23 protein-coding genes, 1 rRNA gene and 1 other RNA gene are annotated in these 26984 nt (G+C 65.9%); 21 read left to right on the forward strand and 4 right to left on the reverse strand.

Annotation, left to right across the window (positions count from 1 at the left end; genetic code table 11):
• Positions 1-98: ribosomal RNA gene (gene rrf, locus ACFWP0_RS22785) — 5S ribosomal RNA — on the forward strand; the annotation flags it as partial.
• A 208-nt stretch (positions 99-306) separates the two neighbouring features.
• On the forward strand, positions 307-672 hold the full coding sequence (locus ACFWP0_RS22790) for a DUF4870 family protein (RefSeq protein WP_377845923.1): 366 nt from the start codon (positions 307-309) through the stop codon (positions 670-672).
• Between the two features lie 57 nt (positions 673-729).
• Here the strand turns inward: ACFWP0_RS22790 and ACFWP0_RS22795 are convergent, their stop codons facing one another.
• Entirely contained in the window at positions 730-1287 is a 558-nt protein-coding gene (locus tag ACFWP0_RS22795) for a LysE family translocator (RefSeq protein WP_377845925.1), read from the reverse strand.
• Positions 1288-1479: 192 nt separating this feature from the next.
• Between ACFWP0_RS22795 and gcvA the strand changes: the two genes are divergently transcribed.
• Positions 1480-2355, forward strand: coding sequence for a transcriptional regulator GcvA (gene gcvA, locus ACFWP0_RS22800; protein ID WP_377845927.1), 876 nt, complete (start codon positions 1480-1482; stop codon positions 2353-2355).
• Positions 2356-2519: 164 nt separating this feature from the next.
• On the opposite strand, the gene ACFWP0_RS22805 is transcribed toward gcvA, so the two are convergent.
• Positions 2520-2798, reverse strand: a complete 279-nt coding sequence (locus ACFWP0_RS22805; RefSeq protein WP_008160134.1) for an SWIB/MDM2 domain-containing protein — start codon at positions 2796-2798, stop codon at positions 2520-2522.
• A gap of 147 nt (positions 2799-2945) precedes the next feature.
• Between ACFWP0_RS22805 and ACFWP0_RS22810 the strand changes: the two genes are divergently transcribed.
• Both ACFWP0_RS22810 and pyrC read left to right on the forward strand, forming a co-directional pair.
• Positions 2946-4139 carry a M20 aminoacylase family protein gene (locus ACFWP0_RS22810; RefSeq protein ID WP_377845930.1) on the forward strand — a complete coding sequence of 398 codons (1194 nt, stop codon included), beginning with the start codon at positions 2946-2948 and terminating at the stop codon, positions 4137-4139.
• 10 nt (positions 4140-4149) lie between these two features.
• Entirely contained in the window at positions 4150-5214 is a 1065-nt protein-coding gene (gene pyrC / locus ACFWP0_RS22815) for a dihydroorotase (protein WP_377845932.1), read from the forward strand.
• A gap of 110 nt (positions 5215-5324) precedes the next feature.
• On the opposite strand, the gene ACFWP0_RS22820 is transcribed toward pyrC, so the two are convergent.
• Positions 5325-7142 carry an ATP-binding cassette domain-containing protein gene (locus ACFWP0_RS22820; RefSeq protein ID WP_377845934.1) on the reverse strand — a complete coding sequence of 606 codons (1818 nt, stop codon included), beginning with the start codon at positions 7140-7142 and terminating at the stop codon, positions 5325-5327.
• A 132-nt stretch (positions 7143-7274) separates the two neighbouring features.
• Here ACFWP0_RS22820 and rnpB point away from each other — a divergent pair.
• The 16 genes from rnpB (at position 7275) to lpxC (ending at position 26361) form a co-directional block, all read left to right on the forward strand.
• Positions 7275-7680, forward strand: an RNA gene (gene rnpB / locus ACFWP0_RS22825) — RNase P RNA component class A.
• A gap of 357 nt (positions 7681-8037) precedes the next feature.
• Positions 8038-8466 carry a division/cell wall cluster transcriptional repressor MraZ gene (mraZ, locus tag ACFWP0_RS22830; protein WP_006226256.1) on the forward strand — a complete coding sequence of 143 codons (429 nt, stop codon included), beginning with the start codon at positions 8038-8040 and terminating at the stop codon, positions 8464-8466.
• A gap of 7 nt (positions 8467-8473) precedes the next feature.
• Positions 8474-9571, forward strand: coding sequence for a 16S rRNA (cytosine(1402)-N(4))-methyltransferase RsmH (gene rsmH, locus ACFWP0_RS22835; RefSeq protein ID WP_377845936.1), 1098 nt, complete (start codon positions 8474-8476; stop codon positions 9569-9571).
• Entirely contained in the window at positions 9571-9861 is a 291-nt protein-coding gene (ftsL, locus tag ACFWP0_RS22840; protein WP_377845938.1) for a cell division protein FtsL, read from the forward strand. Before rsmH ends, ftsL begins: the two co-directional genes overlap by 1 nt.
• Entirely contained in the window at positions 9858-11588 is a 1731-nt protein-coding gene (locus tag ACFWP0_RS22845) for a peptidoglycan D,D-transpeptidase FtsI family protein (protein ID WP_377845940.1), read from the forward strand. The genes ftsL and ACFWP0_RS22845 overlap by 4 nt, the downstream gene beginning before the upstream one ends.
• Positions 11585-14443 carry a bifunctional UDP-N-acetylmuramoyl-L-alanyl-D-glutamate--2,6-diaminopimelate ligase MurE/UDP-N-acetylmuramoyl-tripeptide--D-alanyl-D-alanine ligase MurF gene (gene murF / locus ACFWP0_RS22850; protein ID WP_377845942.1) on the forward strand — a complete coding sequence of 953 codons (2859 nt, stop codon included), beginning with the start codon at positions 11585-11587 and terminating at the stop codon, positions 14441-14443. The genes ACFWP0_RS22845 and murF overlap by 4 nt, the downstream gene beginning before the upstream one ends.
• The gene (gene mraY, locus ACFWP0_RS22855) at positions 14433-15602 is read left to right on the forward strand and encodes a phospho-N-acetylmuramoyl-pentapeptide-transferase (protein ID WP_377845944.1); all 1170 of its coding nucleotides are present in this window, start codon (positions 14433-14435) and stop codon (positions 15600-15602) included. Before murF ends, mraY begins: the two co-directional genes overlap by 11 nt.
• On the forward strand, positions 15599-17131 hold the full coding sequence (gene murD / locus ACFWP0_RS22860; protein WP_377845946.1) for a UDP-N-acetylmuramoyl-L-alanine--D-glutamate ligase: 1533 nt from the start codon (positions 15599-15601) through the stop codon (positions 17129-17131). Before mraY ends, murD begins: the two co-directional genes overlap by 4 nt.
• On the forward strand, positions 17128-18321 hold the full coding sequence (ftsW, locus tag ACFWP0_RS22865) for a putative lipid II flippase FtsW (RefSeq protein WP_377845948.1): 1194 nt from the start codon (positions 17128-17130) through the stop codon (positions 18319-18321). The genes murD and ftsW overlap by 4 nt, the downstream gene beginning before the upstream one ends.
• 11 nt (positions 18322-18332) lie before the next feature.
• Positions 18333-19406, forward strand: coding sequence for an undecaprenyldiphospho-muramoylpentapeptide beta-N-acetylglucosaminyltransferase (gene murG, locus ACFWP0_RS22870; RefSeq protein WP_377846169.1), 1074 nt, complete (start codon positions 18333-18335; stop codon positions 19404-19406).
• Positions 19403-20809, forward strand: a complete 1407-nt coding sequence (murC, locus tag ACFWP0_RS22875) for a UDP-N-acetylmuramate--L-alanine ligase (protein WP_377845950.1) — start codon at positions 19403-19405, stop codon at positions 20807-20809. Before murG ends, murC begins: the two co-directional genes overlap by 4 nt.
• Positions 20806-21756, forward strand: coding sequence for a D-alanine--D-alanine ligase (locus ACFWP0_RS22880; protein ID WP_377845952.1), 951 nt, complete (start codon positions 20806-20808; stop codon positions 21754-21756). Before murC ends, ACFWP0_RS22880 begins: the two co-directional genes overlap by 4 nt.
• Before the next feature lie 12 nt (positions 21757-21768).
• Positions 21769-22593: a cell division protein FtsQ/DivIB gene (locus ACFWP0_RS22885; RefSeq protein ID WP_377845953.1), complete on the forward strand. Its 825-nt coding sequence runs from the start codon at positions 21769-21771 to the stop codon at positions 22591-22593.
• A 4-nt stretch (positions 22594-22597) separates the two neighbouring features.
• Positions 22598-23824: a cell division protein FtsA gene (gene ftsA / locus ACFWP0_RS22890; protein ID WP_006217473.1), complete on the forward strand. Its 1227-nt coding sequence runs from the start codon at positions 22598-22600 to the stop codon at positions 23822-23824.
• A 187-nt stretch (positions 23825-24011) separates the two neighbouring features.
• Positions 24012-25196 carry a cell division protein FtsZ gene (gene ftsZ, locus ACFWP0_RS22895; protein ID WP_377845955.1) on the forward strand — a complete coding sequence of 395 codons (1185 nt, stop codon included), beginning with the start codon at positions 24012-24014 and terminating at the stop codon, positions 25194-25196.
• A gap of 241 nt (positions 25197-25437) precedes the next feature.
• On the forward strand, positions 25438-26361 hold the full coding sequence (gene lpxC / locus ACFWP0_RS22900) for a UDP-3-O-acyl-N-acetylglucosamine deacetylase (RefSeq protein WP_008160097.1): 924 nt from the start codon (positions 25438-25440) through the stop codon (positions 26359-26361).
• Between the two features lie 199 nt (positions 26362-26560).
• On the opposite strand, the gene ACFWP0_RS22905 is transcribed toward lpxC, so the two are convergent.
• The gene (locus tag ACFWP0_RS22905) at positions 26561-26968 is read right to left on the reverse strand and encodes a DciA family protein (protein ID WP_377846170.1); all 408 of its coding nucleotides are present in this window, start codon (positions 26966-26968) and stop codon (positions 26561-26563) included.
• Between the last annotated feature and the right edge of the window lie 16 nt (positions 26969-26984).

The raw sequence follows: 26984 nt of genomic DNA on the forward strand, positions 1-26984 counted from the left end.
AAGGTGGTACCACTCCTTCCCATCCCGAACAGGACAGTGAAACGCCTTCGCGCCGATGATAGTGGACGGACGTCTGTGAAAGTAGGTCATCGTCAAGCTCTTATCCTCAAAGCCCCACCGGTATCCGGTGGGGCTTTGTCCATGGCGCTCCCGATGCTTGGCCAGATCGGCCCGACCGCCCGCTTGAATCTTTCGTTCGTCGGCCTGCAAGCCGCGCCAATGTTGAATGTGCCCAAATAACAACGCGCGTGGGCGGGGTGCCTTTGTGCGGTAAGATTGACCGAGTCAATTCGTTGGAGCGTTATCGTGAGTGATACCCAGACCCCCGTGCCCGGTACGACATTAGACCTGCGCACGCTGACCCACGTGGCTTATGGCCTGTACGCCCTGGGCTTTCTGACGAGTGGATTTCTGGGCATTGCCACGCTGGCTGCCGTTGTGCTCATGTATTTGAAGCGCTCGGATGCCGCCGGCACGGTGTACGCCGCCCATTTCGACTGGCTGCTGCGCACGTTCTGGTGGGCGCTGCTGTGGCTGGCCATCAGCGGCATCGCAACGCTCATCTTCATCGGATGGATAGGCGTGGTCGCCGTGATCCTTTGGGTGCTGTACCGCCTGATCAAGGGCTGGCTGTCCCTGTTGGAAGGCAGCGCGCCCACCACATACGCCTGACCTGACGGTCATTCAGGCAAGAAAGGCCGGCAGAGATGCCGGCCTTTTGCATGGGAGTCAGGACAGGGCGACGTAGGCCGCCACCGCGAGCATGGATGCGCCGAACACCACGGATTGGATCCGCCTGGCCCGGGGAGAGTTGAAGCGTCCCAGGATGACCTGGCCGCCGTAGATCCACGGAAAGTGGCAGAACACGCCCAGCACGACGAATGCAGCGCTGAGCTGGCTCGCTTGGGAGGCCAGGCTGGCGCCAGGCGTCAGGAACAGGGCGAACATCAGGATGATCATCGAATGGATCTTCGGGTTCAGGGCGACGCACATGAACCCATCCTGAAAGCCGAGCGGCTCGCCTGCTTGCGGCTGTCCCGCGGGCGCCGAGGATGCGCGGAAGAAGCGCCACGCCAGATAGAGCAGGTAGCACGCGCCCGCCCATTTCAGGACTGCGTGGATCTGAGGATATTCATGCAGCGTGCCCCCGAGGCCCAGGCCGTAGAGGGCGCAGAGCGCCAGGTTGCCGGTTTCGAAACCTGCCCAGAACGGTAGGGAGCCGCGCACGCCATACCGGCCGCCCGCGGCAGCCAGCAAGGTATTGCCCGGGCCGGGGCTGATGATCATGGGTACCGCGTACCCGAGGAATACCGCCCAGATTTCCCAACTTATCATTGCCGCTATCCTTGTGCGCCGGGTGATCGGATGCGCCGGCTTGCGCGTGTCGCGCATGCCGGCGAGGCATCAGTAGATAGCGCTACCGGGCGCATGCAAAACGATCTATTCTCATACGCTTCATAAGCACAGCTAATCGAGCAGATGCGAAGCCTGCCTCCCCTTGGCGCGCTGCGAGCCTTCGAGGCCGCGGCGCGGCATTTGAGCTTTACCCGCGCGGCGGCCGAGCTGTGCGTGACGCAGGCCGCAATCAGCCATCAGGTGCGCCAGCTCGAGCAATGGCTGGGCCAGCCCTTGTTCACGCGCAAGGGGCACACATTGAGCCTTACGCACAAGGGCGCTGCGTACCTGACCGACCTATCCCTGGCGTTCGACAATCTGGCCGCGGCCACTGAACGCGTGCGCGAAGCGCGCGTCGAGCCGTTGCGTATCACGGTATTGCCTTCGTTCGCCACTCGCTGGCTGTTGCCGCGCCTGCCGGCGTTTCGCGCGCGCCATCCCGATGTCGATCTGCGTGTGACGAGCGCTGTTGAGCTTTGGAGCGGCGACGGCGAATTCGACATAGGCATACGTTCGGGCCTGGGCCGATGGCCGGGGGTGAAGGCGGATCTGATTGCGCGCGAATTCCTCAGCCCCGTGTGCAGTCCCGAGGTGGCGAAAGGCCCGCCGATGCTGGCTCAACCGGCAGACCTGGCCGGCGTGCCATTGCTGCACGACCAGCCGCGCGCGGCGTGGCGGCAGTGGTGCGAGCATGCCAATGTGGCGTTGGATCTGTCGCAGGGCGTGGCATTCAACGACGCTGCATTGGTGCTGCAAGCCGCGGCCGAGGGGCAGGGCGTGGTGCTGGGACGCTTGATGCTGGCGGGCGACGCGCTGCGCGCAGGCAGGCTGGTGCGTCTGTTTGACCATGCCTTGCCGAACGATTACAGCTATTGGATCGTCTATTCGCGCGCGGCGGCGCAGCGTTCGGACGTGTCGGCATTTCGCGGGTGGCTGCTTGAAGAAGCGCGCCAGGCCTAGCGATCAGGCAATGCAGTGAGGAGTGAGCCGTATCCACGGACGTGGAGGTGGCGGATGCGCAGGGATGGAGCTTGCGCGGGACGGGGGCCGAGCTCGCCCGGCGGAAAGCCAGGGCGTCGCGACAATCCAAAGGCAGGGACGTACGCCGTACGCCCTTTGCCTGCTTACTTCAGATGTGCGTTGACCAGTTTGGTCAGTTCGAACATCGTGACCTGATCCTTGCCAAAGATCGGGAGCAGCTTGGCATCGGCGTTGATGTTGCGCTTGTTGCTGGCATCTTGCAGGTTGTGCTTCTTGATGTATTCCCAGATCTTCTTGGTGACCTCGGTACGCGGCACGGCTTCCGAGCCGATGACAGCGGCCAATTCGGCGCTGGGGGTCAGGGGCTTCATGAATGCAGCGTTCGGCTTGCGCGCGGTCGCGGGTTTGGAGGTTGTGGCCATAATGCGGCGCTCCTTCTCTGGCTGTTGGAAAAATTGTCCTGCGGCCGGAGCATAACGTGTCTCTCCCGTAAAGACAAAGGCATTTATCCTCTGTAGCAACTAAAATGCGCAGACTGTCCCCTCTATCACGTCAATCTGTAACCTCCTATGTACGCACGATCTCCTCTGGAATCAATTCGACTGTTTCATGACGAATTGACGGCGCTGCGGCGCGATTTGCATGCACACCCCGAGCTGGGCTTCGAGGAAGTCCGCACCTCGGGAATCGTCGCGGGCGCCATGGAGGCGCTGGGCATCGAGGTGCATCGCGGCATCGGCAAGACCGGTGTGGTGGGCGTGATCCGCGGCAAGCGCTGCGACAGCGGCCGCATGATCGGCCTGCGCGCCGACATGGATGCGCTGCCCATGACCGAGGACAATGACTTCGGCCACAAGTCGACCAAGGCCGGCCTGATGCACGGTTGCGGCCATGACGGCCACACGGCGGTGCTGGTCGGCGCCGCGAAGTACCTGGCGCAAACGCGCAATTTCGACGGCACGGCGGTGCTGATCTTCCAGCCCGCCGAAGAAGGGCGCGGCGGCGCTCGCGCCATGCTTGAGGACGGGCTGTTCGATACCTTCCCCTGCGATGCGATCTACGCCTTGCACAATTGGCCGGGCTTGAAGCCGGGCACGATCGGCATCAACCCGGGGCCGATGATGGCCGCCGCCGACCGCTTCGAGATCCAGATCACGGGCCGTGGCGGCCATGGCGCGCATCCGTATCAGACGATTGATCCGGTGACCATCGCCGGGCAGATCATCACGGCGCTGCAGACGATCGTGTCGCGCAATGTGAATCCGCTCGATTCCGCCGTGGTGTCCATCGGATCGCTGCAAGCCGGCCATCCCGGCGCGATGAGCGTGATCCCGCGCGAAGCCAAGATGGTGGGCACGGTGCGCACGTTCCGCAAGTCGGTCCAGGAGATGGTCGAGGCGCGCATGCGCGAGCTGGTCACCGCCATCGCCGGCGCTTTCGGCGGCACGGCGGAGCTGGTGTATGAACGCATTTACCCCGCGACCCTGAACACGCCGCAGCACGCCAACCTGGTGGCCGATATCGCGACCGAGATGATCGGCAAGGAGAACGTGGTGCGCGACCTGGTGCCGTCGATGGGCTCCGAGGATTTTTCCTTCATGTTGCAGAGCAAGCCAGGCGCATACTTCCGCCTGGGCCAGGGCGGAGCCGATTCCGGCTGCGTGCTGCACAACTCGCATTTCGATTTCAACGATGCGGTCATTCCCCTGGGCAGCGCGATGTTCTGCGCGCTGGCTGAACGGGGCATGCCGCTGGCAGATTAAGAAGCCTCCCATGTCTACTCAAAGCACGACTCAACTCACCATCACCCGGCCCGACGACTGGCACTTGCACTTGCGCGACGGCGCGGCGCTGGAAGCCGTGGTGGCGGATACCGCGCGCCAGTTCGCGCGCGCCATCATCATGCCCAACCTGAAGCCCCCGGTGACGACCACCGAGCAGGCGCTGGCTTATCGCGGCCGCATTCTTGCGGCGCTGGCCAAGGCGGGCGGCAACCCGGCCGCCTTCACGCCGCTGATGACGCTCTACCTGACCGACAACACGTCCGCCGAGGAAATATTCCGTGCGCGCGAGTCCGGACAGGTCTACGCGGTGAAGCTGTACCCGGCCGGCGCCACGACCAATTCGGATGCCGGCGTGACCGACTTGCTGGGCAAATGCGCGAAGGCGCTGGAAGCGCTGGAGAATTGCGGCATGCCCCTGCTGGTGCATGGCGAAGTGACGGACCCGTCGATCGACGTGTTCGACCGCGAAGCCGTTTTCGTCGAGCGCGTGATGAAGCCCTTGCGGCGCGCCTTCCCGGCACTGAAGGTCGTGTTCGAGCACATCACGACGAAAGAGGGCGCGGAGTATGTGCGCGATGCCGAAGGGCCGATCGCCGCGACGATCACGCCGCAGCACCTGCTGTACAACCGCAATGCGATTTTCCAGGGCGGCGTGCGTCCGCATTGGTATTGCCTGCCTATCCTGAAGCGCGAGACGCACCGCCTGGCGCTGGTCGAGGCGGCTACCAGCGGCAGCCCTCGCTTCTTCCTGGGCACCGACAGCGCGCCGCACGCGCGCGGCTTGAAGGAGCATGCCTGCGGCTGCGCCGGTTGCTATACCGCCCTGCATGCCATGGAGCTGTACGCCACGGCCTTCGAAGCGGTGGGCAAGCTCGACAAGCTGGAGGGGTTTGCCAGCTTCCACGGTCCGGACTTCTATGGCCTGCCGCGCAACACCGGCACGCTGACGCTGGCGCGCGAGACCTACCAGGTTCCCGATGAACTGGCGTTCGGCAACACGACGCTGGTGCCGCTGGCTGCCGGGGAAGTGCTGGCCTGGCGCGCCCACGTGTAGGTGGAAGGCGGGCATTCGCGCCCGTCGGCAAAAAGGGGTGAGCGGCTGCGTGCCGTTCACCCCTTTTTGTTTGATTCGCCTCTTCCTATATATATAGAAAGAGGCGCTTTTCAGAGCGTGCCGTCGCGGCGGGCTTCCAGCAGTTCCCAGCGGGCGAATTTCTCTTCCAGTTCGCTTTCCAGCTTGGCCAGTTCGCCGTTGATGCGTTCGACCTCCGCCGGCGCATCGCGGTACAGGCCGCCGTCCGCAAGCTTGCCGGCCAGTTCGGCCTGCTGCGCCTCAAGGGCGGCGATGGCGTCAGGCAAGCCTTCGAGTTCGCGCAGGTCCCAGGCGTTCATCTTGCTGGACTTGGCGGGCTTGGGGCGCGCGGCCTTGGCGCGCGCGGCGCTTTCGTCGACCGGCTTGGCGGCGTCGTTTGAAGGAGCGGCGGACGCCGGACGCTGGGCGACCCATTCGTCGTAGCCGCCGACGTAGTCGCGCCAATGGCCGTTGCCTTCATAGGCGATGGTCTGCGTGACGACGTTGTTCAGGAAGGCGCGGTCGTGGCTGACGAGCAGCACGGTTCCGGCGTACTCCTGCAGCAGCTCTTCCAGCAGTTCCAGCGTCTCGATGTCCAGGTCGTTGGTGGGTTCGTCCAGCACCAGCACGTTGGCGGGGCGGGCGAAGAGCCGCGCGAGCAGCAGGCGCGCGCGCTCGCCGCCGGACAGGCTGCGCACCGGCGAACCGGCGCGCGCGGGCGAAAACAGGAAGTCGCCCAGATAGGTCATCACGTGCTTGCGGGTGCCGCCGATCTCGACCCATTCGCTGCCCGGGCTGATGATGTCGACGAGCGTGGCGTTCTCATCAAGCTGCGCGCGCATTTGGTCAAAGTACGCGACCGCGACGTTGGTGCCCAGGCGCGTGGCGCCGGTGTCGGGCTGCATCTCGCCCAGGATCAGCTTGAGCAGCGTGGTCTTGCCGGCGCCGTTGGGGCCGATGATGCCGATGCGGTCCCCGCGCAGGATGGTCGTGGAGTAGTCGTCCACGACGATCTTGTCGCCGAAGGTCTTGCCCACGTGCTCGAGTTCGGCCACGAGTTTGCCGGAACGTTGGCCTTCGGCCAGCGCCAGCGAGACGTCGCCGACGCGTTCGCGGCGTTCGGCGCGCTGGACGCGCAGGCTTTCCAGGCGGCGCACGCGGCCTTCGTTGCGGGTGCGGCGCGCTTCGACGCCCTTGCGGATCCAGACTTCTTCCTGCGCCAGCAGCTTGTCGAAACGCGCCTGTTCCAGGCGTTCGGATTCCAGCCACTGGGCCTTGCGTTCCTGCCATTGCGAGAAGTTGCCGGGGAAACTCAGCAGCCGTCCGCGGTCGAGCTCGACGATGCGGGTGGTCACGGCGTCCAGGAAGCGGCGGTCATGGGTGATGACGACCGCGGCGCCCTTCCAGGTGCGCAGCATCTCTTCCAGCCAGGCGATGCCTTCGAAGTCGAGATGGTTGGTGGGTTCGTCCAGCAGCAGCAGATCGGGTTCGTCGACCAGCGCGCGGGCCAGCGCCACGCGCTTGCGGGTCCCGCCGGACAGGCCGGCGATCTGCGCGTCGGCGGGCAGGCCGAGCTTTTCCAGCACGGCGCGCGCGCGGGAGGGGCGTTGCCAGTCTTCGTGGTCGCCTTCCACATTGCAGACCACGTCGAAGACGGTGGCGTTGTCGTCCAGCTCGGGTTCCTGTTCGACTGTGGCGACGCGCAGCCCCGAACTGCGGGCGATGGAGCCGTCGTCGGGTTGTGTTCTGCCGTCGAGCAGCCTCAGCAGCGAGGACTTGCCCGCGCCGTTGCGGCCGATGAGGCCGATGCGCTCGCCGGCCTGGATGGCGAAGTCGGCGTGATCCAGCAGCGGATGGTGGCCATAGGCCAGCTGGATGTCGGTCAGGGTGATGAGAGTGTCGAGGGCCATGTATTGGGTAGTGTCTGCGGCGTCTAAGCGGATCAAGGCGTATTGTCGCAGGAACCCCGGGACGCCGTTGAACGGCCCGGCCGGGCGGCGTCTGGGGGACGGAGCCGCCGGCTGTAATAGAATACGTACCGCAGGGCGGGTCGGGCGATCGCGGTGGATGCGAATCCATCGAGGAAGGTCCGGACTCCATAGGGCAGGGTAACGGCTAACGGCCGTCCGGTTGCGTCTTCGGGCGCGGCTGAGGAATAGGGCCACAGAGACGAGACTGCGGCGCGGGCGCGCATTGCGCGCACCGATACGGCCATCTCCGTATCGCGTCGTCCGGCAACGGGCGGCGGCATCGCAGGGTGAAACGCGGCAACCTCTATCCGGAGCAACATCAAATAGGCATGCGTGCGGCTCTCGGGTCGCGAAGGGCGGCTCCGTCCAAGCATGCGGGTAGGTGGCTAGAGCGGCTCAGCAATGATCCGCGCAGAGGAATGATCGTCCGCCAGGGAAACCTGGTGTACAGAATCCGGCCTATAGACCCGTCCTGCATCGAATTCCGAAGGCGCGCGCCCGGCTGGCCAAAGGCCGGGCGGACGGCCGATGCTGGCCGCGCCATTTTTTCCAGGGCCCCGCAGCGGCCGTCCGACGGGAAGCCTTGCCAGCCGGGAGTAAACGACCGGCCGTAAAACAATGCAAAGCCATTGTTAGCCGCTACTTCTGAAGAAGGACTTTTAGAGTGTGCCGCAACCTCCTGATTTATTAGGAGGTTTTTCTTTTTGCGGTTTTACAAATTGATCTAAGTCCTTGTTGTGATTGAAAAAATTGCAACCACGCGCTTGACCGCCCCTTAGCCATACCGTAGAGTGGGAAATAGTAGGAAATTGTGCAATTAAGTGGGGTAAAAGTGGTGTTTCAGGGAAGCAGCGCGCTCACGCTGGATGCCAAGGGACGGATCTCGATTCCGACCCGGCATCGTGACGCGCTCATGTCGCAGGCCGATGGCCGGTTGACCCTGACCCGCCACCCCGACGGCTGCTTGCTGGTGTACCCGCGGCCTGAGTGGGAAAAGAAGCGCGAGCAGATCGCCGCTTTTCCCATGACGGCTCGTGCGCTGCAGCGGCTGTTGCTGGGCAACGCTCAGGACGTGGAACTGGACGGCTCCGGCCGGGTTCTGATCGCTCCTGAACTGCGCAACGCTTCCGGTATGACGCGCGATGTGATGCTGCTCGGTCTGGGCGCGCACTTCGAGCTGTGGGACGCCGCTACCCTGGCCAGCCGCGAGGCTGAGGACCTGGCCAAGGGTATGCCGGATGTGTTGAACCAGTTTTCGTTCTGAAAAAGTTATGGAATTCGAACATCGGCCCGTCCTGCTGGAGCCGACGGTGGACGCACTATTGCTGCCCGACTTCGGCGGCAAGGGCGCGACACGGTCGCATGCGCAGGTCGAGCCGGATACGGCTACGCGTGCGGAGAGCGGCGTCTTCGTCGACGGCACCTTCGGGCGTGGCGGGCACAGTCGCGAACTGCTTGGCCGTTTGGGCAAGCAGGCCCGGCTGGTGGTCTTTGACAAGGACCCCGAGGCGATCGCCGTGGCCAATGCGTTGGCGGCGACGGACCCTCGGGTCACGGTTGTGCATGGCGGCTTTGCCACCATGGCGGAAGAATTGGAGCAGCTCGGCATCGGCAAGGTCGATGGCGTGATGCTGGATCTGGGCGTTTCGTCGCCTCAGATCGACGATGCTGAGCGCGGTTTCTCGTTTATGCGAGACGGACCGCTCGATATGCGGATGGACACCACTCGTGGACCCACGGTGGCGGATTGGCTGGCGCAAGCCAGTGTGGATGAGATGCGGGAGGTCATAGCGGATTATGGCGAAGAACGGTTTGCTTTTCAGGTTGCAAAGGCGATTGCTGCTCGCCGCGCAACAAGGCCGCTGCGCACCACGCTCGAGCTTGCCGAGTGCGTCGCCAGCGCCGTCCGCACGCGCGAAAAGGGGCAACATCCGGCCACACGCACCTTTCAAGCTTTACGGATTTACATCAATCGGGAACTCGAAGAGCTCGCGCGCACCCTCGCGGCAGCTCTAGACCTGCTTGCCCCAGGAGGAAGGTTGGCGGTGATCAGCTTTCATTCGCTTGAAGACCGCATGGTCAAGCAATGCATCGCGGCGGCGGCTCGTCCGGCTGCCGCGCATGCACGCCTGCCGCTGCGCGAAAGCGAAATGCCCCAACCCGTCCTGCGTTCCCTGGGCCGGATCCTGGCTGAAGACGACGAAGTCTCGGTCAATGCCCGCGCCCGCTCCGCCGTCCTGCGCGTTGCGGAACGCACCGAAACGCCCTTGTCCGCCGAAGGCGGCTTCGCGTTCGTGAAGATCGGCTCGCTGCCCGGCAGCGACCTGGCCCCGCCGCCTCGGCGCGGCGGCAAAGGAGGGCGCCGCTAATGGGTCGCGTCAACCTGATCGTTGCGGCTTTACTGATGCTGTCGGCCATTTCCCTGGTCACCAGCCGGTATCAGTCGCGCCAGCTCTTCGTGGAGCTGGGCCGCGATCAGGCGCAGGCGCGCGACCTGGAAACCAACTGGCGGCGCCTGCAGCTCAATCGCGCCGAACTTGCTCGCAATGCGCGGGTTGACGCCATTGCGCGCGACGGCCTGAAGATGATTTCCATCGTCCCCGACCGCACGCTGTATATGAATCAGGCGCCCGTCCCGGCTGCCGGGGGCGCTCAATGAAGCGCGTTCCCTTCTTCGACAACCCCGTGCTCCGCGGGCAACTGCCCACGTGGCGCGCACGCCTGGTGCTGATCCTGCTGTTCGGCGGGTTTACCGTGCTGGCCGGCCGCGCGCTGTTCCTGCAAGGATTGTCGACGGAGTTCCTGCAGCAGCAGGGCGAACGGCGCTATGAACGCACCCTGACCCTGGCCGCCACGCGCGGCAAGATCATGGACCGCAACGGCGCGGTGCTGGCTTCCAGCGTGCCCGCGCGCGCCATCTGGGCGATTCCCGAAGACGTCAAGCAAGCCACGTCCGCGCAGATCGACGCTTTGGCCAAGCTGCTGGAAACGCCGGTGGCCGACTTGCGCCATCGTCTGGTCGACGAAGACAAGAACTTCGTCTACCTGAAGCGCCAGGTCTCGATGGACGTGGCCGACAAGATCAAGCAACTGGGCCTGCCGGGCGTGCACCAGCAGCCCGAAACCCGCCGCTACTACCCGGACGGCGACGTGATGGCCCACGTGGTGGGCTTCAACAGCGTCGAGGACCAGGGCCAGGAAGGCGTCGAACTGACCTTCAATCAGCAGCTGTCGGGCCGGCCGGGGAGCCGGCGCGTCATCAAGGACCGACTGGGCCGCGTGATCGAAGACGTGCAGGCCGCCACCCTGCCGGTGGATGGCCGCGACCTGCGCCTGTCCATCGATACCCGCCTGCAGTACCTGGTGTTCAAGGAATTGAAGGACGCCATGGACAAGCACCAGGCCAAGGGCGCAACCGCCGTGGTCGTGGACGTGCATACGGGCGAGATCCTGGCGCTGGCCAACGTGCCGACCTTCGACCCGAACAAGCGCGAGACCTTCCACGGCTCCAAGCTGCGCAACCAGGCCATTACCGATACGTTCGAGCCCGGCTCCATCATGAAGCCGTTCACCGCCGCGCTGGCGCTGGACCTGGGTCGCATCACCACGTCGACGCTGTTCGAAACCGGCAACGGCCGCTTCACCTATCAGGGCAGCACGATCAGCGACGTGAGCCGCAACGGCACGCTGGACGTGGCGGGCGTGCTGCGCAAGTCCAGCAATATCGGCATGACCATGATCTCCGAGAAGCTGGAATCCCGTGAAATGTGGGATCGCTTCACCGAATTGGGGTTGGGCCAGGCGCCCCAGGTGGGATTCCCCGGCGCGGCGCCCGGACGCCTGCGTCCCTGGGACCGCTGGCGCCTGATCGAAAAGGCCACCATGGCCTATGGGTACGGCCTGTCGGTCTCGCTGCTGCAGGTGGCGCGCGCCTACACCGTCTTCGCCCGCAACGGCGACATGGTGTCGCTGACCCTGGTCAAGCGCGACAGCGATCCCACCAGCGTCAAGATCTACACGCCCAAGACCACCGCGATGGTGCGCGCCATGCTCGAAGCCGCCGCCGGCCCCGAGGGCACGAAGGCCGCCCAGGTGCAAGGCTACCGCGTCGCCGGCAAGAGCGGCACCGCGCGCAAGATCGTGGATGGCAAGTACAGCATGCAGCGCTACCGCAGCTCCTATGTAGGCTTTGCCCCGGTGTCGGATCCCAAGATCGTGGTGGCCGTGTCCATCGACGAACCGACGATCGGCGGCTATTACGGCGGCGCCATCGCCGCGCCCGTGTTCTCTCATATCGTGGGAGGGAGCCTGAGGCTGATGGGGGTGCGGCCCGACGCGCCTTTTGAATCCACGATTGTTGCTGGTCTCAAGGAGCCAGGCAGATGAGCGCCAAAGGCTTCCTCTCTTCCCCTGTCGCCACGGTTGCCGAAACCGTGGCGTGGTTGCATGCGCGCGTCTCGCTGACCGCGCACCTCAAGCTGGACTCCCGCGATATCGAGCCGGGCGACGTGTTCGTTGCCTGCCCGGGCCTGTCCAGCGATGGACGTCTCTATATAGATAAGGCGTTGGCGCTGGGCGCCAGCGCCGTGCTGTTCGAAGCCCCCGCCAGCGACGCCATCCAGGCGGCCGCGGCCGGCACGCCGATGCTGCCGGTGGCCGGATTGCGCGCGCTGCTGGGCGAGCTGGGCGACACCTGGTACGGTCGCCCGTCAGCCGCCCTGGCGGTCGTGGCGGTGACCGGCACCAATGGCAAGACCTCCTCGGTGCAATGGATCGCCCACGCGCTGAGCCGCAACGACAAGGCCTGCGGCACCATCGGCACGCTGGGCGCGGTGCTGCCCGACGGCCGCACCCTGGGCGGCGACCTGACGACGCCCGACGTCCTGACCGTCCACCGCACGCTTGCCGCGATGCGCGACGCCGGCGCCAAGGCCGTCGCCATGGAGGCTTCGTCGATCGGCATCGAACAGGGCCGGATGGACGGCGTGCGCGTCGCCCTGGCCGCATTCACGAATCTGACGCGCGACCACCTTGACTACCACGTCACGATGGAACGCTATGAAGAGGCCAAGGCGCGCCTGTTCCGCTGGCCCGGCCTGACCGCCGCAGTGATCAATGCGGACGACGAGGCGGGGCGCCGGCTGCTCGCCAGCCTGCCCGCCGGCGTGTCCCCGATGGGCTACAGCCTGAGCGAAGACCCGGAGATTCCCGCCGCGATGCGCGCGCGCGACCTGCAGGCCACGTCGCAGGGCCAGATTTTTACGCTGGTCTCGCCGCACGGCGAAGCCCAGATCGTGACGCGCCTGCTGGGCGCGCACAATGTGTCGAACCTGCTGCTGGTGGCGGGCGTGCTGTACAAGCTGGGCCTGCCGTTTGCGCAGATCGCCCGCGAGTTGGCCGCGACCGATCCCGTGGACGGCCGTCTGCAAACCGTGGAAACGGTGGCGGTCAGCACGCAGGCCCACGCAGGCCGAGGCCCGCTCGTGGTGGTGGACTATGCACACACCCCCGATGCGCTGTCGCGGGCGCTGCTGGCGTTGCGCGCAGTGGCCGGGGCCCGCTCCGGCCGCCTGATCTGCGTGTTTGGCTGCGGCGGCGAGCGCGATCCGGGCAAGCGTCCGGTGATGGGCGGCATCGCCGCCGAACTGGCCGACCATGTGGTGGTGTCCAGCGACAACCCGCGCACCGAATCTCCCGAAGCCATCGTCGAACAGATTCTTGCAGGCGTTCCCGAAGCGGCGCATGCCGACGTCCAGGTCGACCGCGCGCGCGCCATCATGCAGACCATCTGGGCCGCGTCGCCCGAAGACGTGGTGTTGCTGGCGGGCAAGGGACACGAGACCTATCAGGATATCGGGGGCGAGAAGCTGCCCTTCGACGACCGCGAATGGGCGCGGCTGGCGCTGCTGCTGCCGCAAGTGAAGGGCGTGTCCACGGACACGCGCCGCATAGGCGAGGGCGAATTGTTCGTCGCGCTGGCGGGCGAGCATTTCGATGCGCACAACTATCTGGACCAGGCCGAGGCCCGCGGCGCATGCGCGGCCGTCGTGGCGCACCCCGTGGCCGACGCCAGGCTGGCGCAGTTGGTGCTGGGCGACACCCGTGTTGCGCTGATGCGCATTGGCGCGGCGTGGCGCGCGCAATTCTCGCTGCCCGTGGTGGCGGTGACGGGCAGCAACGGCAAGACGACGACCAAGGAAATGATCTCGGCCATGCTGGCCGAGTGGCAGGGCGAAGCGGGCCGCCTGGCTACCGCCGGCAATCTGAACAACGACATCGGCGTGCCGCTGACCTTGCTGCGCTTGCGCGCCGAGCATCGCGCCGCCGTGTTCGAGCTGGGGATGAACCATCCCGGCGAGATCGCGCAGCTGGCCGCCATGGCGGCGCCGACGGTGGCGCTGGTGACCAACGCCCAGCGCGAGCACCAGGAATTCATGCACACCGTGGAAGCGGTTGCGCGTGAGAACGGCGCGGCGATTTTGGCGTTGCCGGAAGATGGCGTCGCCGTCTATCCGGGCGACGAGCCCTATTCGGGGATCTGGGACGCGCTGGCCGGAGCGCGCCGCGTGTTGCGCTTTGGCTTGCAGCCCGGCCTGGACGTCTACGCGGAAAAGATCATTGCGGAAGTGAATGCGACCCGCTGCCGCGTGGTGACGCCGGTCGGCACCGCCGACCTGGCGCTGCCGGTGCCCGGCCTGCACAACCTGCGCAACGCATTGGCGGCCATCGCCAGCGCGATCGCCGCGGGGGCGCCGCTGGAGTGCGCGGTGCGCGCGCTGGCGGGCTTTGTCCCCGTCGCGGGTCGCATGCAGCACAAGCAAATGAGTGACGGAACCTTGCTCATTGATGACACCTACAATGCCAACCCCGATTCGGTTCGCGTGGCCATCGACGTGCTGGCCCGCATCGCCGGCACGCGTGTCCTGGTGTTGGGCGACATGGGTGAAATCGGGGACAACGGCCCCGCCATGCATGCCGAGGTGGGCAATTACGCGCGTGAGCATGGGCTCGACGCGCTCATCACGCTAGGCGAAGCCAGCCGGGCGGCAGCCGCCGCATTCGGGCAAGGCGCGCACGCCTGCGCATCGGTAGACGAAGTCGTTGCCGCCTTGCGCGGCCTGCGCCCGTCCTGCGTATTGGTAAAGGGATCGCGCTTTATGCGCATGGAGCGGGTAGTGACGGCTTTTTCTTCGAATGACGGTATGGCGGCCAAGGGGCAGGGAGAGCAGCATGCTGCTTGAAATCGCCCGTCTGCTTTCCGATGATGTGCGCGCCCTGGGCGTGTTCGAATACATCACTTTGCGCGCCGTCCTGGCGTGCGCGACGGCGCTGCTGATCGGCCTGGTGGCGGGTCCGCGCGTGATCCGCAAACTGACCGAGATGAAGATCGGCCAGGCCGTGCGCACCTACGGCCCGGAAACGCATCTGGTCAAGACCGGCACCCCCACGATGGGCGGCGTACTGATCCTGATCTCCATCGCCATCAGCACGCTGCTGTGGGCCGACTGGACCAACCGCTTCGTGTGGGTGGTGCTGCTGGTGACTTTCGGGTTCGGCTGGATCGGCTGGCGGGACGACTATCGCAAGGTGGTCTATCGCGATCCCGAAGGCATGCCCGCGCGGCAGAAGTTCTTCTGGCAAGCCACCATCGGCATGGTGGCCGCGGTGTATCTGGCGTTCGCGGTTTCCGCGCCCGCCAACACTGAACTCTGGCCCTTGTTCAAGGCGTGGGTGGGCAGCGGCTTCACGATGGCCTTGCCCACGCGCGCCGACCTGATCGTGCCGTTCTTCAAGACGGTGAGCTATCCGCTGGGCGTGCTGGGATTCGTGGCGCTGACCTGGGCGGTCATCGTCGGCACCAGCAACGCGGTGAACCTCACCGACGGCCTGGACGGCCTGGCCATCATGCCCACCGTGATGGTGGGCAGCGCGCTGGGCATCTTCGCCTACGTTGTCGGCCGCGTGGACTATTCGAAGTACCTGCTTTTCCCGTATATCCCCGGCGCATCCGAATTGATGGTGCTGTGCGCGGCAATCGGCGGGGCCGGCCTGGCATTTTTATGGTTCAACGCGTATCCGGCGCAGGTCTTCATGGGCGACGTCGGCGCGCTCGCGCTGGGCGGCGCATTGGGCACGATCGCGGTCATCGTGCGCCAGGAGATCGTGCTGTTCATCATGGGCGGCGTGTTCGTGGTTGAAACCCTGTCCGTGATGATCCAGGTGACCTGGTTCAAGTACACGAAGCGACGTTATGGAACAGGTAGACGCATTTTCCGCATGGCGCCGTTGCATCATCACTTTGAAGTGGGCGGCTGGAAAGAAACCCAGGTGGTCGTGCGTTTCTGGATCATCAGCATGATGCTGGTGCTGATTGGCCTCTCTACCCTGAAGTTGCGATGAATATGATGGAAACCTCCCGCGTTGACGCGCCGCTCGTCCTGATCCTCGGATTGGGCGAGACGGGTGTCGCCGCCGCACGCTGGTGCGCCCGTCAGGGCGCCCGCTTGCGCGTGGCCGACACGCGCGCGGAACCGGGCGGGCTGGCCGCGCTGCGCGAGGCGCTGGCGCAAAGCGAAGTGGAATACCGCCTGGGTTGCGACGAGTCCTTCGATGCGGCGCTCCTCGACGGCGTGAGCCAGGTGGTGCTCAGCCCCGGACTGGCGCCCACGCAGGCGCCCGCCGCGAACGTGCTGCGCGAGGCCGAGGCCCGCGGCATCGAAGTCGTCGGCGAAATCGAATTGTTTGCGCGCGCCCTGGCCGGCCTGGCCGAGACGCGCGAGTACCGTCCGCGCCTGCTGGCCGTGACGGGCACCAACGGCAAGACCACCGTCACCGCGCTGACGCGCCAGCTCGTCGAAGCCAGCGGCCTGTCCGTATTGGCGGCGGGTAACATCAGTCCCGCGGCGCTTGCCGCGCTGATGGATGCGCTGGACGCGGACGCGCTGCCGCAGGTGTGGGTGCTGGAGCTGTCCAGCTTCCAGCTTGAAACCACGCGCACGCTGATGGCCGACGCGGCCGTCGTGCTGAATGTCACGCAGGATCACCTGGACTGGCACGGCGGCATGGAGGCCTACGCGCAAGCCAAGGCGCGCCTCTTGAAGATGTCGCGCGTGGCCATCGTCAACCGCGACGATGCGTACACGGTGGAGATGGTGCCGGCCCTGAACGCCCTGAACGTGCGCAGCTTCGGCCGCGACGTGCCGGAGCTGGTCGGCGACATGGGCCTGGAACTGGGGCAGGGCGTGGCCTGGCTGGTGGCATGCGAGCCCAGCGATTTCGACGAGCCCGCGCCGCCCGTGCGCCGCAAGAAGGACGCGCCCGTGCCGGTGCGCGCCAAGGGCCGCATGAGCCGCCTGATGCCGGTGGACGCCTTGCGCATCCGCGGCATCCACAATGCCTTGAACGCGCTGGCCGCCCTGCAGCTGGCGCGATGCCTGGACCTGGGGTGGGGCGCCATGCTGCGCACGCTGCGCGAGTACGCGGGCGAACCGCATCGCGCGGCCTTCGTGCGGACGATCGGCGGCGTCGACTATATCAATGACAGCAAGGGCACCAACGTGGGCGCCACGGTGGCCGCGCTGGAAGGCCTGGGCCAGCCGGTGGTGCTGATCGCAGGCGGCCAGGGCAAGGGCCAGGATTTTTCTCTGCTGATTCCCGTGGTGTCGCGCCATGCGCGCGCCGTGGTCCTGATCGGCGCCGACGGCCCCGAGATCGGCCGTGTGCTGGCGCCCACCGGCGTCAACTGCGTGACGGTCGACTCGCTGCGTGCGGCGGTGCGCGGCGCAGCCGACCTGGCGCAACCGGGCGATGCCGTGCTGCTGTCGCCCGCCTGCGCCAGCCTGGACATGTTCCGCAACTACCCGCATCGCGGGCAGGTGTTCGTGGAAGAGGTCGAAGACCTGGCCCGCGACCGTGGAGAGGTGGCATGAGCCTGATCGCCGACCTCACCGCCAGCGTCAATGCCGTACGGCCCGGCCGTACCCGCATGCGCAACTTCGATCTGCCGCTGGTCCTCGCGGCGTCGACGTTGCTGCTGCTCGGCTTGCTGATGGTGTATTCGGCGTCGATCGCGCTGGCCGACGGCCCGCGCTATGCCTCCTACGGCCGCTATTACTTCGTGATCCGCCACGGCCTGTTCGTGAGCGTCGGCCTGCTCGGCGCCGCCGTGGTCCTGGCGATTCCGATCCGCGTCTGGCAGCGCCTGGCCGTGCCCTTGTTCGTGGTGTCGATGACCTTGCTGGTGGCGGTGCTGATTCCCGGCATCGGCCGCGAGGTCAACGGCGCGCACCGCTGGATTCCGCTGGGTCCGCTGAATTTCCAGCCTTCCGAATTGATGAAGCTGGCCGCCTTGCTCTACGCCGCCGACTACACGGTGCGTAAGCAGGAACATATGCAGGCGTTTGCCCGCGGCTTCCTGCCGATGGCATTCGCCCTGGCCGGCGTGGGCATGCTGCTGCTGCTGGAGCCCGACCTGGGCGCCTTCATGGTGATCGTGGCCATCGCCATCGGCATCCTGTTCCTGGGCGGCATCAACGGCAAGTACTTCAGCAGCCTGCTGGCCGTGCTGGTGGGCACGTTCCTGACGCTGATCTGGCTGTCGCCCTGGCGCCGCGCGCGCCTGTTCGCCTACCTGGATCCCTGGAACGAAGACAACGCCTACGGCAGCGCCTACCAGTTGTCGCATTCGCTGATCGCGCTGGGCCGCGGAGAGTGGCTGGGCGTGGGCCTGGGCGCCAGCGTCGAGAAATTGCACTACCTGCCCGAAGCGCATACCGACTTCCTGATGGCCGTGGTGGGCGAAGAGCTGGGCTTTGCCGGCGTCATGCTGGTGATCTCCCTGTTCGCCATCATTGTCTACCGCGGTTTCGACATCGGCCGCCAGGCCATCGCCATGGAACGCACGTTCGCGGGCCTGGTCGCGCATGGCGTGGCGATGTGGTTTGGCGTGCAGTCGTTCATCAACATGGGCGTCTGCCTGGGGCTGCTGCCCACCAAGGGCCTGACCCTGCCGCTGATGAGCTACGGCGGTTCCGGCGTGGTGATGAACCTGTGCGCGCTGGCGATGCTGATCCGGGTCGATGTGGAAAACCGCATCATGATGCGCGGGGGGCGGGTATGAATACCGCTGCAATGACCTCGCGCACCATCCTGATAATGGCCGGCGGCACGGGCGGGCATATCATGCCGGGCCTGGCCGTGGCCGAGGTGCTGCGCGAGCGCGGCTGGCGCGTGCTGTGGCTGGGCAATCCTGAAAAGATGGAAGGCAGGCTGGTGCCGCCGCGCGGTATCGAACTCGTGCCGCTGCGCTTTCAGGGCGTGCGCGGCAAGGGTGCGTCCGCGCTGTTGAAGCTGCCTTTCCTGCTGCTGCGCGCGTTTGCGCAAGCCTGGTCGCGCCTGTCCGACGTGCGCCCGGACGTGGTGCTGGGCATGGGCGGCTACGTGGCGTTCCCCGGCGGCGTGATGGCGGCGCTGCGCGGCACGCCGCTGGTCGTGCATGAACAGAACGCCGTGGCCGGCACCGCGAACAAATGGCTGGCCAGGATGTCGCGCCGCGTGCTCAGCGGCTTCCCCGGGGTGCTGCCCAAGGGTGAAGCCATGGGCAATCCGGTGCGCGCCGACCTGTGCGCCCTGCCGGACCCGGCCGAGCGCTATGCCGGTCGCGGCGGCCCGCTGCGCGTGCTGGTCGTGGGCGGAAGCCTCGGCGCGCAGGCGCTCAATAACACCGTGCCGCAGGCGCTTGCCCGCCTGCCGCAAGAGGCCCGGCCGATGGTCGTCCATCAGGCTGGCGAGCAACACTTGCCCGCGTTGCAGCAGGCCTACGCCCAGGCGGGCGTGGCGGCCGACTGCCGCGCATTCATCGACGACATGGCGGGCGCCATGGCCGACGCCGACCTGCTGATCTGCCGCGCGGGCGCCATGACGGTGTCCGAAGTGGCCGCGGCCGGCGTGGCGGCGCTGTTCGTGCCGTTCCCCCACGCCATCGATGACCATCAAACCGCCAACGCGCGCTTTCTGAGCGACGCGCAGGCCGCTTGGCTGCAGCCGCAGACCGCCCTGACGCCCGAGTGGCTGGCGGACTGGCTCGCCCAGCGTTCCCGACAAGAACTGCAGGCCGTCGCCGTTCGGGCCCGCGCTCATGCGCGCCCCGACGCGGCGGTCCATATCGCCGACGTCTGTGAACAAGCAGCGGGGCGTTCATCATGAAACACAGAATTCAACATATCCATTTCGTAGGCATCGGCGGCTCGGGCATGAGCGGCATTGCCGAAGTGCTGCTCAACCTGGGCTACACGATCAGCGGTTCCGACCTGCACGAGTCGGCCGTGACGCGCCGCCTGGCCGAGCTGGGCGTGAAGATCGCGATCGGCCACGCGGCCAGCAACGTCACCGGCGCCGGCGCCATCGTGACGTCCACGGCGGTGGCGGGCGACAACCCCGAAGTGATCGCCGCCCGTTCGGCGCGCATCCCCGTGGTGCCGCGCGCCATCATGCTGGCCGAGCTGATGCGCTTGAAGCGCGGCATCGCCGTTGCCGGCACGCACGGCAAGACCACCACCACCAGCCTGGTCGCCAGCGTGCTTGCCGCCGGCGACCTGGATCCCACGTTCGTGATCGGCGGCCGCCTGAATTCCGCCGGCGTCAACGCGCGCCTGGGGCAAGGCGACTACATCGTTGTCGAGGCCGACGAGTCCGACGCGTCGTTCCTGAACCTGCTGCCGGTGATGGCTATCGTGACCAACATCGACGCGGATCACATGGACACCTATGGGCACGATGTGGCGCGCCTGAAGAGCGCCTTCATCGAGTTCACGCAGCGCCTGCCGTTCTACGGCAGCGCGGTGCTTTGCTCGGACGACGCCAATGTGCGCGAGATCATGCCGTTCGTGTCGCGTCCGATCACGACCTACGGCCTGAACGAGGAAGCGCAGGTGCGCGCCTATGAGGTGCAGCCGGAAGGCACGCGCATGCGCTTTAACGTGCAGCGCATGCACAGCGACACGCTGCTGCCGCCCCTGCAGGTGGAACTGAATCTTCCCGGCTTGCACAACGTGCGCAACGCGCTGGCCGCGATTGCCGTGGCGACGGAGCTGGGCGTGGCCGACGACGCCATCTGCGAGGCGCTGGCCGCCTTCAAGGGCGTGGGCCGCCGCTTCACGCAGACCGGCGAATTCTCGGTGCCCGCCAGTCATGGCGGCGGGACCTTCACGGTCATCGACGACTACGGCCATCACCCAGTGGAAATGTCCGCCACGCTGGCCGCCGCGCGCGGCGCCTGGCCCGACCGCCGCATCGTGCTGGCCTTCCAGCCGCACCGCTACACGCGGACGCGCGATTGCTTTGAAGACTTCGTGCGCGTGCTGGGCTCCGCCGACGCGGTGCTGCTGACCGAGGTCTATGCCGCCGGCGAGCCGCCGCTGGTCGCGGCCGACGGGCGCGCCCTGTCGCGCGCGCTGCGCGTGGCCGGCAAGGTCGAGCCGGTGTTCGTGGAAGACGTGGCTGAGCTGCCGCAGGCGGTCGTGGATTTCGTGCGCGACGGCGACGTCGTCATTGTTATGGGAGCGGGTTCGATCAGCAAGGTCCCCGCCCAGGTAGGAGAGCTGGCATGAGCAATCAATTCGGCAAAGTGGGTGTGTTGTACGGCGGCCGGTCCGCCGAGCGCGAAGTGTCCCTGATGTCGGGCAAGGGCGTGCAGCAGGCGCTGATCAGCGCCGGCGTGGACGCGCACCTGTTCGACACGGGCGAGGGCAGCCTTGCCGAGCTGGCCGCCGAGGGCTTTGACCGCGTGTTCATCGCGCTGCATGGCCGCTATGGCGAGGACGGCACGATCCAGGGCGCGCTGGAGCTGCTGGGCATTCCCTATACCGGCAGCGGCCCGATGGCCTCGGCGCTGGCCATGGACAAGACCATGACCAAGCGCATCTGGCTGCAGCATGGCCTGCCCACGCCCGACTTCGAGGTGCTGGACGCCGACACGGAACTGCGCCTGGTGCCTGACCGCCTGAGCCTGCCGCTGATCATCAAGCCGCCGCACGAGGGCTCCACCGTCGGCATCACCAAGGTGGTGGGCTATTCCGACATGAAGGAAGCCTATGCCGCGGCGGCGCGCTTTGACAGCGAAGTGCTGGCCGAGCAGTTCATTACCGGCCGCGAGCTGACCGTGGCGCTGCTGGGTTCGGGCAAGGCCGCGCGCGCGCTGCCGGTGATCGAGATCGCGGCGCCCGGCGGCAACTACGACTACGAGCACAAATATTTCTCGGACGACACGCAGTACTTCTGCCCGGCCACCCTGCCGCCCGAAGTGGCTGAAGAAGTCGCGCGAATTGCCGTAAAGGCCTATCAGACGCTGGGCTGCGAAGGCTGGGGGCGCGCCGACTTCATCCTCGACCGCGACAACCGGCCCTGGCTGCTTGAAATGAACACCTCCCCCGGCATGACCGGCCATTCGCTGGTGCCCATGGCCGCCAAGGCCGTGGGGATCAGCTATGCCGACCTGTGCGTGGCAATCCTGTCCGAGGCTTCGTGCAAAGTGCACAGCCCCGCCCGCAACGCTTGACCTGGATATTCCGTGTGGAACGACGCTCGCACTACCAACCTGATCGCCAACACGCTAGCCGTGCTGGCGGTTTGCGCCATGCTCCTTGCGGGCGTGGTGTGGGTAGCGCAACGCCCGTTCTTCACGCTGTCGGCCATCGAGCTGGAATCGATGCCGGACACCGAGCTGCACTATGTGTCGACGGGGGCGGTGCGGTCGGCGATCGCGGGCCGCTTCAAGGGCAACTTCTTTACGGTGGACCTGGACGACGCGCGGGAGATCTTCGAGTCGGTGCCGTGGGTCCGGCATGCCACCGTGCGGCGGATCTGGCCCAATGTCCTGCGCGTGCGGATCGAGGAACAGCAGCCCCTGGCGCTGTGGAACGAGAACCAGATGATCAACACCTGGGGCGAGGCGTTCACGGCCAACACGGGCGAGGTGGACGACGAGACGGTGCTGCCGCAGTTCTCCGGGCCCGAGGGCACCGAATCGCTCGTCGTCCAGCGCTACGCCGAGCTGGCGCGCTGGTTCGCGCCGCTGGACATGCATGTCAAGCAGTTGGAACTGAGTCCGCGCTACGCCTGGCGCGTGGTGCTTTCCAATGGCATGTTGCTGGACCTGGGCCGCGATCCGGGCGCCGATGCGCCAGACCCGCATGGCTTGCCCGGCGCATTGCCGTTCGCGGCTCGCATTCAACGCTTTGTGCAGGCGTGGCCCGCCGTGTCGGGGCGCCTGGAAGGGCGCACCATCACGCAGGCCGACTTGCGCTATCCGAATGGTTTCGCCCTGGCGCTGGCCCCGTTGCCCGCGTCGGAAACCAAATCCAAATCCACACCGAAACCTCCCAAGAAACGCTAACGCCATGACCCGTGACATCAAGGACCTTATCGTCGCCCTCGATATCGGCACCAGCAAGGTGGTGGCTGTGGTGGCTGAAATCCTGCCTGAAGGCCGCTTCGAAGTGCTTGGCCTCGGCCAGCATGAATCGCGCGGCATGCGCAAGGGCGTGGTCGTCAATATCGAGACCACTGTGAATTCCATTCAGCGCGCGCTTGAAGAAGCCGAGCTGATGGCAGATTGCAAGATTCGCGACGTCTACACCGGCATCGCCGGCAGCCATATCCGCAGCTTCAATTCCAGCGGCATGGTTGCCGTGAAGGACAAGGAAGTCACCGCCACCGACGTTGCCCGCGTCATCGAGACCGCCAAGGCGGTGAACATCCCGACCGACCAGCAGGTGCTGCACGTGCTGACGCAGGAGTTCATCGTCGACGGCCAGGAAGACATCCGCGAGCCGATCGGCATGAGCGGCCTGCGCCTGGAAGTGCGCGTGCACATCGTGACGGGGGCGGTCAGCGCCGCTCAGAACATCGTCAAGTGCGTGCGCCGCTGCGGCCTGGAAGTGCAGGACCTGATCCTGCAGCCGCTGGCCTCCAGCCTGGCCGTGCTGACGGCCGACGAGAAGGAGCTGGGCGTCGTGCTGGTCGACATCGGCGGAGGCACCACCGACGTGGCGATCTTCACCGGCGGCGCGATTCGCCACACCGCCGTGCTGCCCATCGCCGGCGACCAGATCACCAACGACATCGCGGCCATGCTGCGCACGCCGACGCCGGACGCCGAAGAAATCAAGCTGCGCTACGGCGTGGCCAAGCAGGTGCTGGCCAGCCCGGACGAGTCCGTGGAAGTGCCTGGCCTGGGCGACCGCGGCCCCCGCCAGGTCAAGCGCCAGGCGCTGGGCGCCGTGATCGAGCCGCGCGTGGAAGAGCTGTTCACGCTGGTGCAGCAAGTGGTGCGCGACTCCGGCTACGAGGACCTGCTGGCTTCCGGCGTGGTCCTGACGGGCGGGTCGGCGCAGCTGCCCGGCATGATTGAACTGGCCGAGGACGTGTTCCTCAAGCCGGTGCGCGTGGCGGTGCCCGAATACGAAGGCAGCCTGGCCGACGTGATGCGCAATCCGCGCTTCTCGACGGTGATGGGCTTGCTGCAGGAAGCACGGATGCAGCGCGTGCGCGGCCGCAAGGTCGCCGCCCAGACAGGCAATTTCAAGAGCCTGCTGGCGCGCATGAAGGAATGGTTTATGAATTAAAGGGTGCAGGTTGGGGCCTGCTCCTTGGCGTGACCCGCGGCAGTTTTGCGGGGCTCGCCAGAAAGAGGAGGCGTCTCAAACCCGTGGCGGACCTATGTAGTCGGCATCGGCTTTGAGGCGATTCACAAAATATAGGTTGTTGGGGAATTTTTGTGATTTGCAAAATCGGACTTGTGAGGGAGTCATCATGATGAACTTTGAGATGCTAGAGAACAACACCAAAGGGACCGTAATCAAGGTCGTTGGTGTGGGCGGTGCGGGCGGCAATGCCGTGGCGCACATGATTCGCAACGGCGTGCACGGCGTGGATTTCATCTGCGCCAACACCGATGCGCAAGCGCTGGCGGCAACCAATGCCCCGGTGCAGATTCGCCTGGGCCGCACCGGCCTGGGCGCGGGCGCCAAGCCCGAGCAGGGACGCGCGTCGGCTGAAACCGCGCGCGAGGAGATCCGTGCCGCGCTGAATGGCGCGCACATGGTCTTCATCACCGCCGGCATGGGCGGTGGCACCGGCACCGGCGCAGGTCCGGTCGTGGCCGAAGTGGCGAAGGAACTGGGCATCCTGACCGTGGGCGTGGTCACCAAGCCTTTTACTTTCGAAGGCAACAAGCGCCTGAAGATGGCCGAGGACGGTATCTCGGAATTGGCCAAGCACGTGCATTCGCTCATCGTGGTGCTCAACGAGAACCTCTATGAACTGATGGACGAAGACGCGACGCAGGAAGACTGCTTCCGTTCCGCCGACGACATCCTGCACAACGCCTGCGCGGGTATCGCCGAAATCATCAACGTCGAAGGCAACGTCAACGTCGACTTCGAAGACGTGAAGACGATCATGGGCGAACAAGGCCAGGCCATGATGGGCACGGCATCGGCTTCGGGCGCTGACCGCGCGCGTGTCGCCGCCGAGCACGCCATCGCCTGCCCGCTGCTGGAAGGCGTGGACCTGAACGGCGCTCGCGGCGTGCTGGTCAACATCACTGCCAGCCGCTCGCTGAAGATGCGCGAAACGCGCGAAATCATGGAAACGATCCGCAGCTACGCTTCGGACGACGCGACCGTGATCTTCGGCACCGCCTACGACGAGTCCATGGGTGAAAACCTGCGCGTGACCGTGGTCGCGACCGGCCTTGGCCGTGCGCAAGCACGTCCGCAACTGGTGCAGACCACCGCTGAAGTGCTGCGTACCGGCACCGACAACATGCCCATGGGCACGATGGCGGCCGGTCAAAACGGCGATTACCGCAACCTTGACATGCCGTCTGTCATGCGCAATCCGCGCAGCCAGGCGTCGGCCCAGGTGCGTGCTCTGGAAAGCTCGGGCATGGATCATTTCGACATCCCGGCATTCCTGCGCAAGCAAGCGGATTGAACCTAAGAGCCGGCCAAAGGCTCTAAGCGCACTCCCTCATCTCCGGCTTGCCTGTCCCCACGGGCGAGCCGGAGGCCGAGCGGTCCGTGTTTCCCTTGCACGGCGCAAAAAAAGGGACGGAGGTACGGGTCGGTCCCGCCGCCAAGTGGCGACAAGGATCGGACAGAGTTACAATACGTCAGTTACGCCGGCAATCTATTAGCTATCTTGCCGGCTTCCTGGCTCAAATCATCCAAGTCTCATGTTCCGACAGCGCAGCATTCAGAATCTCGTCCGCACGACAGGCGTCGGCGTCCACTCCGGACGGCGGGTAGAGCTCACCCTGCGCCCGGCACAGCCCAACACCGGTATCGTTTTCCACCGCGTCGACCTGCCGCAGGTCGTGGACCTGCCTGCCCAAGCGACTGGCGTGGGCGACACGCGCATGGCGTCCGTGCTGCAGCAGGGAAATGTCCGCGTGTCCACGGTGGAGCATCTCATGTCGGCGTTGGCCGGCCTGGGCATCGACAACCTGCATATCGACCTCACCGCCGAAGAAGTCCCCATCATGGACGGCAGTGCGGCTACGTTTGTTTATCTGCTGCGCTCGGCGGGCATCGTCGAGCAGAACGCGCCCAAGCAATTCATCCGCGTCTTGAAGCCGGTGGAAGTGCGCGAAGGCGAAGGCCGCAACGAGAAATGGGCCCGCCTGGAACCCCACGAGGGTTACGCGCTGGCGTTCTCGATCGACTTCCGCCATCCCGCCATCGACTCGACGGCCAATTTTGCTGAAATCGATTTCGCGACGCATTCCTATGTCCGCGAGATCGCGCGGGCGCGCACCTTCGGCTTCGTGAATGAAGTCGAAGCCCTGCGGTCGATGGGCCTGGCCCGCGGCGGCAGCCTGGACAACGCCATCGTCATGGACGAGTACCGCGTGCTCAACAGCGACGGGCTGCGCTATGACGACGAATTCGTGAAGCACAAGATCCTGGACGCCATCGGCGACCTGTATCTGTTGGGCAAACCCCTGGTGGCGCGCTATGTGGCGTGCAAGTCGGGCCACGGCCTGAATAACCAGCTCGCGCGCGCGCTGCTTGAGCAACGCGACGCCTGGGAATTGATCACCTATGAATCGCAGGCTGAAGCGCCCCAGGCGTTTCGCCACGAATGGAAGCTGGCCTGACGCCGGGCTTTCATGTGGAACCTGACCGCCGCGGGGGGCCGTCCCCGATTGAAGCGCGGGTTCCGGCTTAAGGATGGCGCTGGCCGCCATCCGATAGCGCAATAGTCGCAAACCGGTAGCAGACCATCCGGCCATCGGCCCGAAAACTTGGTTTCGCGACGTTTCCGGACGATGGATACGCCGGACAAAGCCGGTTGGCTCAGCTACTCTTGTGGTGCCTCAAGAGCTTGGCGACCGCATCGGCCAACGGGCCGGGGCGCAGACTGTCGTGCAGCGTTTCGAACGCGCCCAGGGCCTTGTCGCCCAGGGGTTGCGCCTCTTTGGGAGGGCGCGGCTGACGGGAGCCGGGCTTCGGCAAACCCGCTTGTACCTTGATGGCAATTTCGTTAAGGTTCCAGCCTTGGTCTGCCAGCGACCGCGCAATGCGCGGGGCCAATTGACGCATCTTGGCCGCATGAGCGGCACTGGGCACCACCAGGTGCAGGCACTGGTTTTCCAGTTTGCCAACCTGGCACACGGCGCCTAGCGGGGCGGGTAGTACTGCCGCCACCGCGTACTGGATTTGCAAGTGCTTGCGGGCGGTCGCCAATACGCCGGCGCCCCGCATGTCATGACCCAGCCAT

The sequence above is a fragment of the Achromobacter sp. NPDC058515 genome, from assembly GCF_042721735.1.
Classification (GTDB): Bacteria; Pseudomonadota; Gammaproteobacteria; order Burkholderiales; family Burkholderiaceae_B; genus Achromobacter.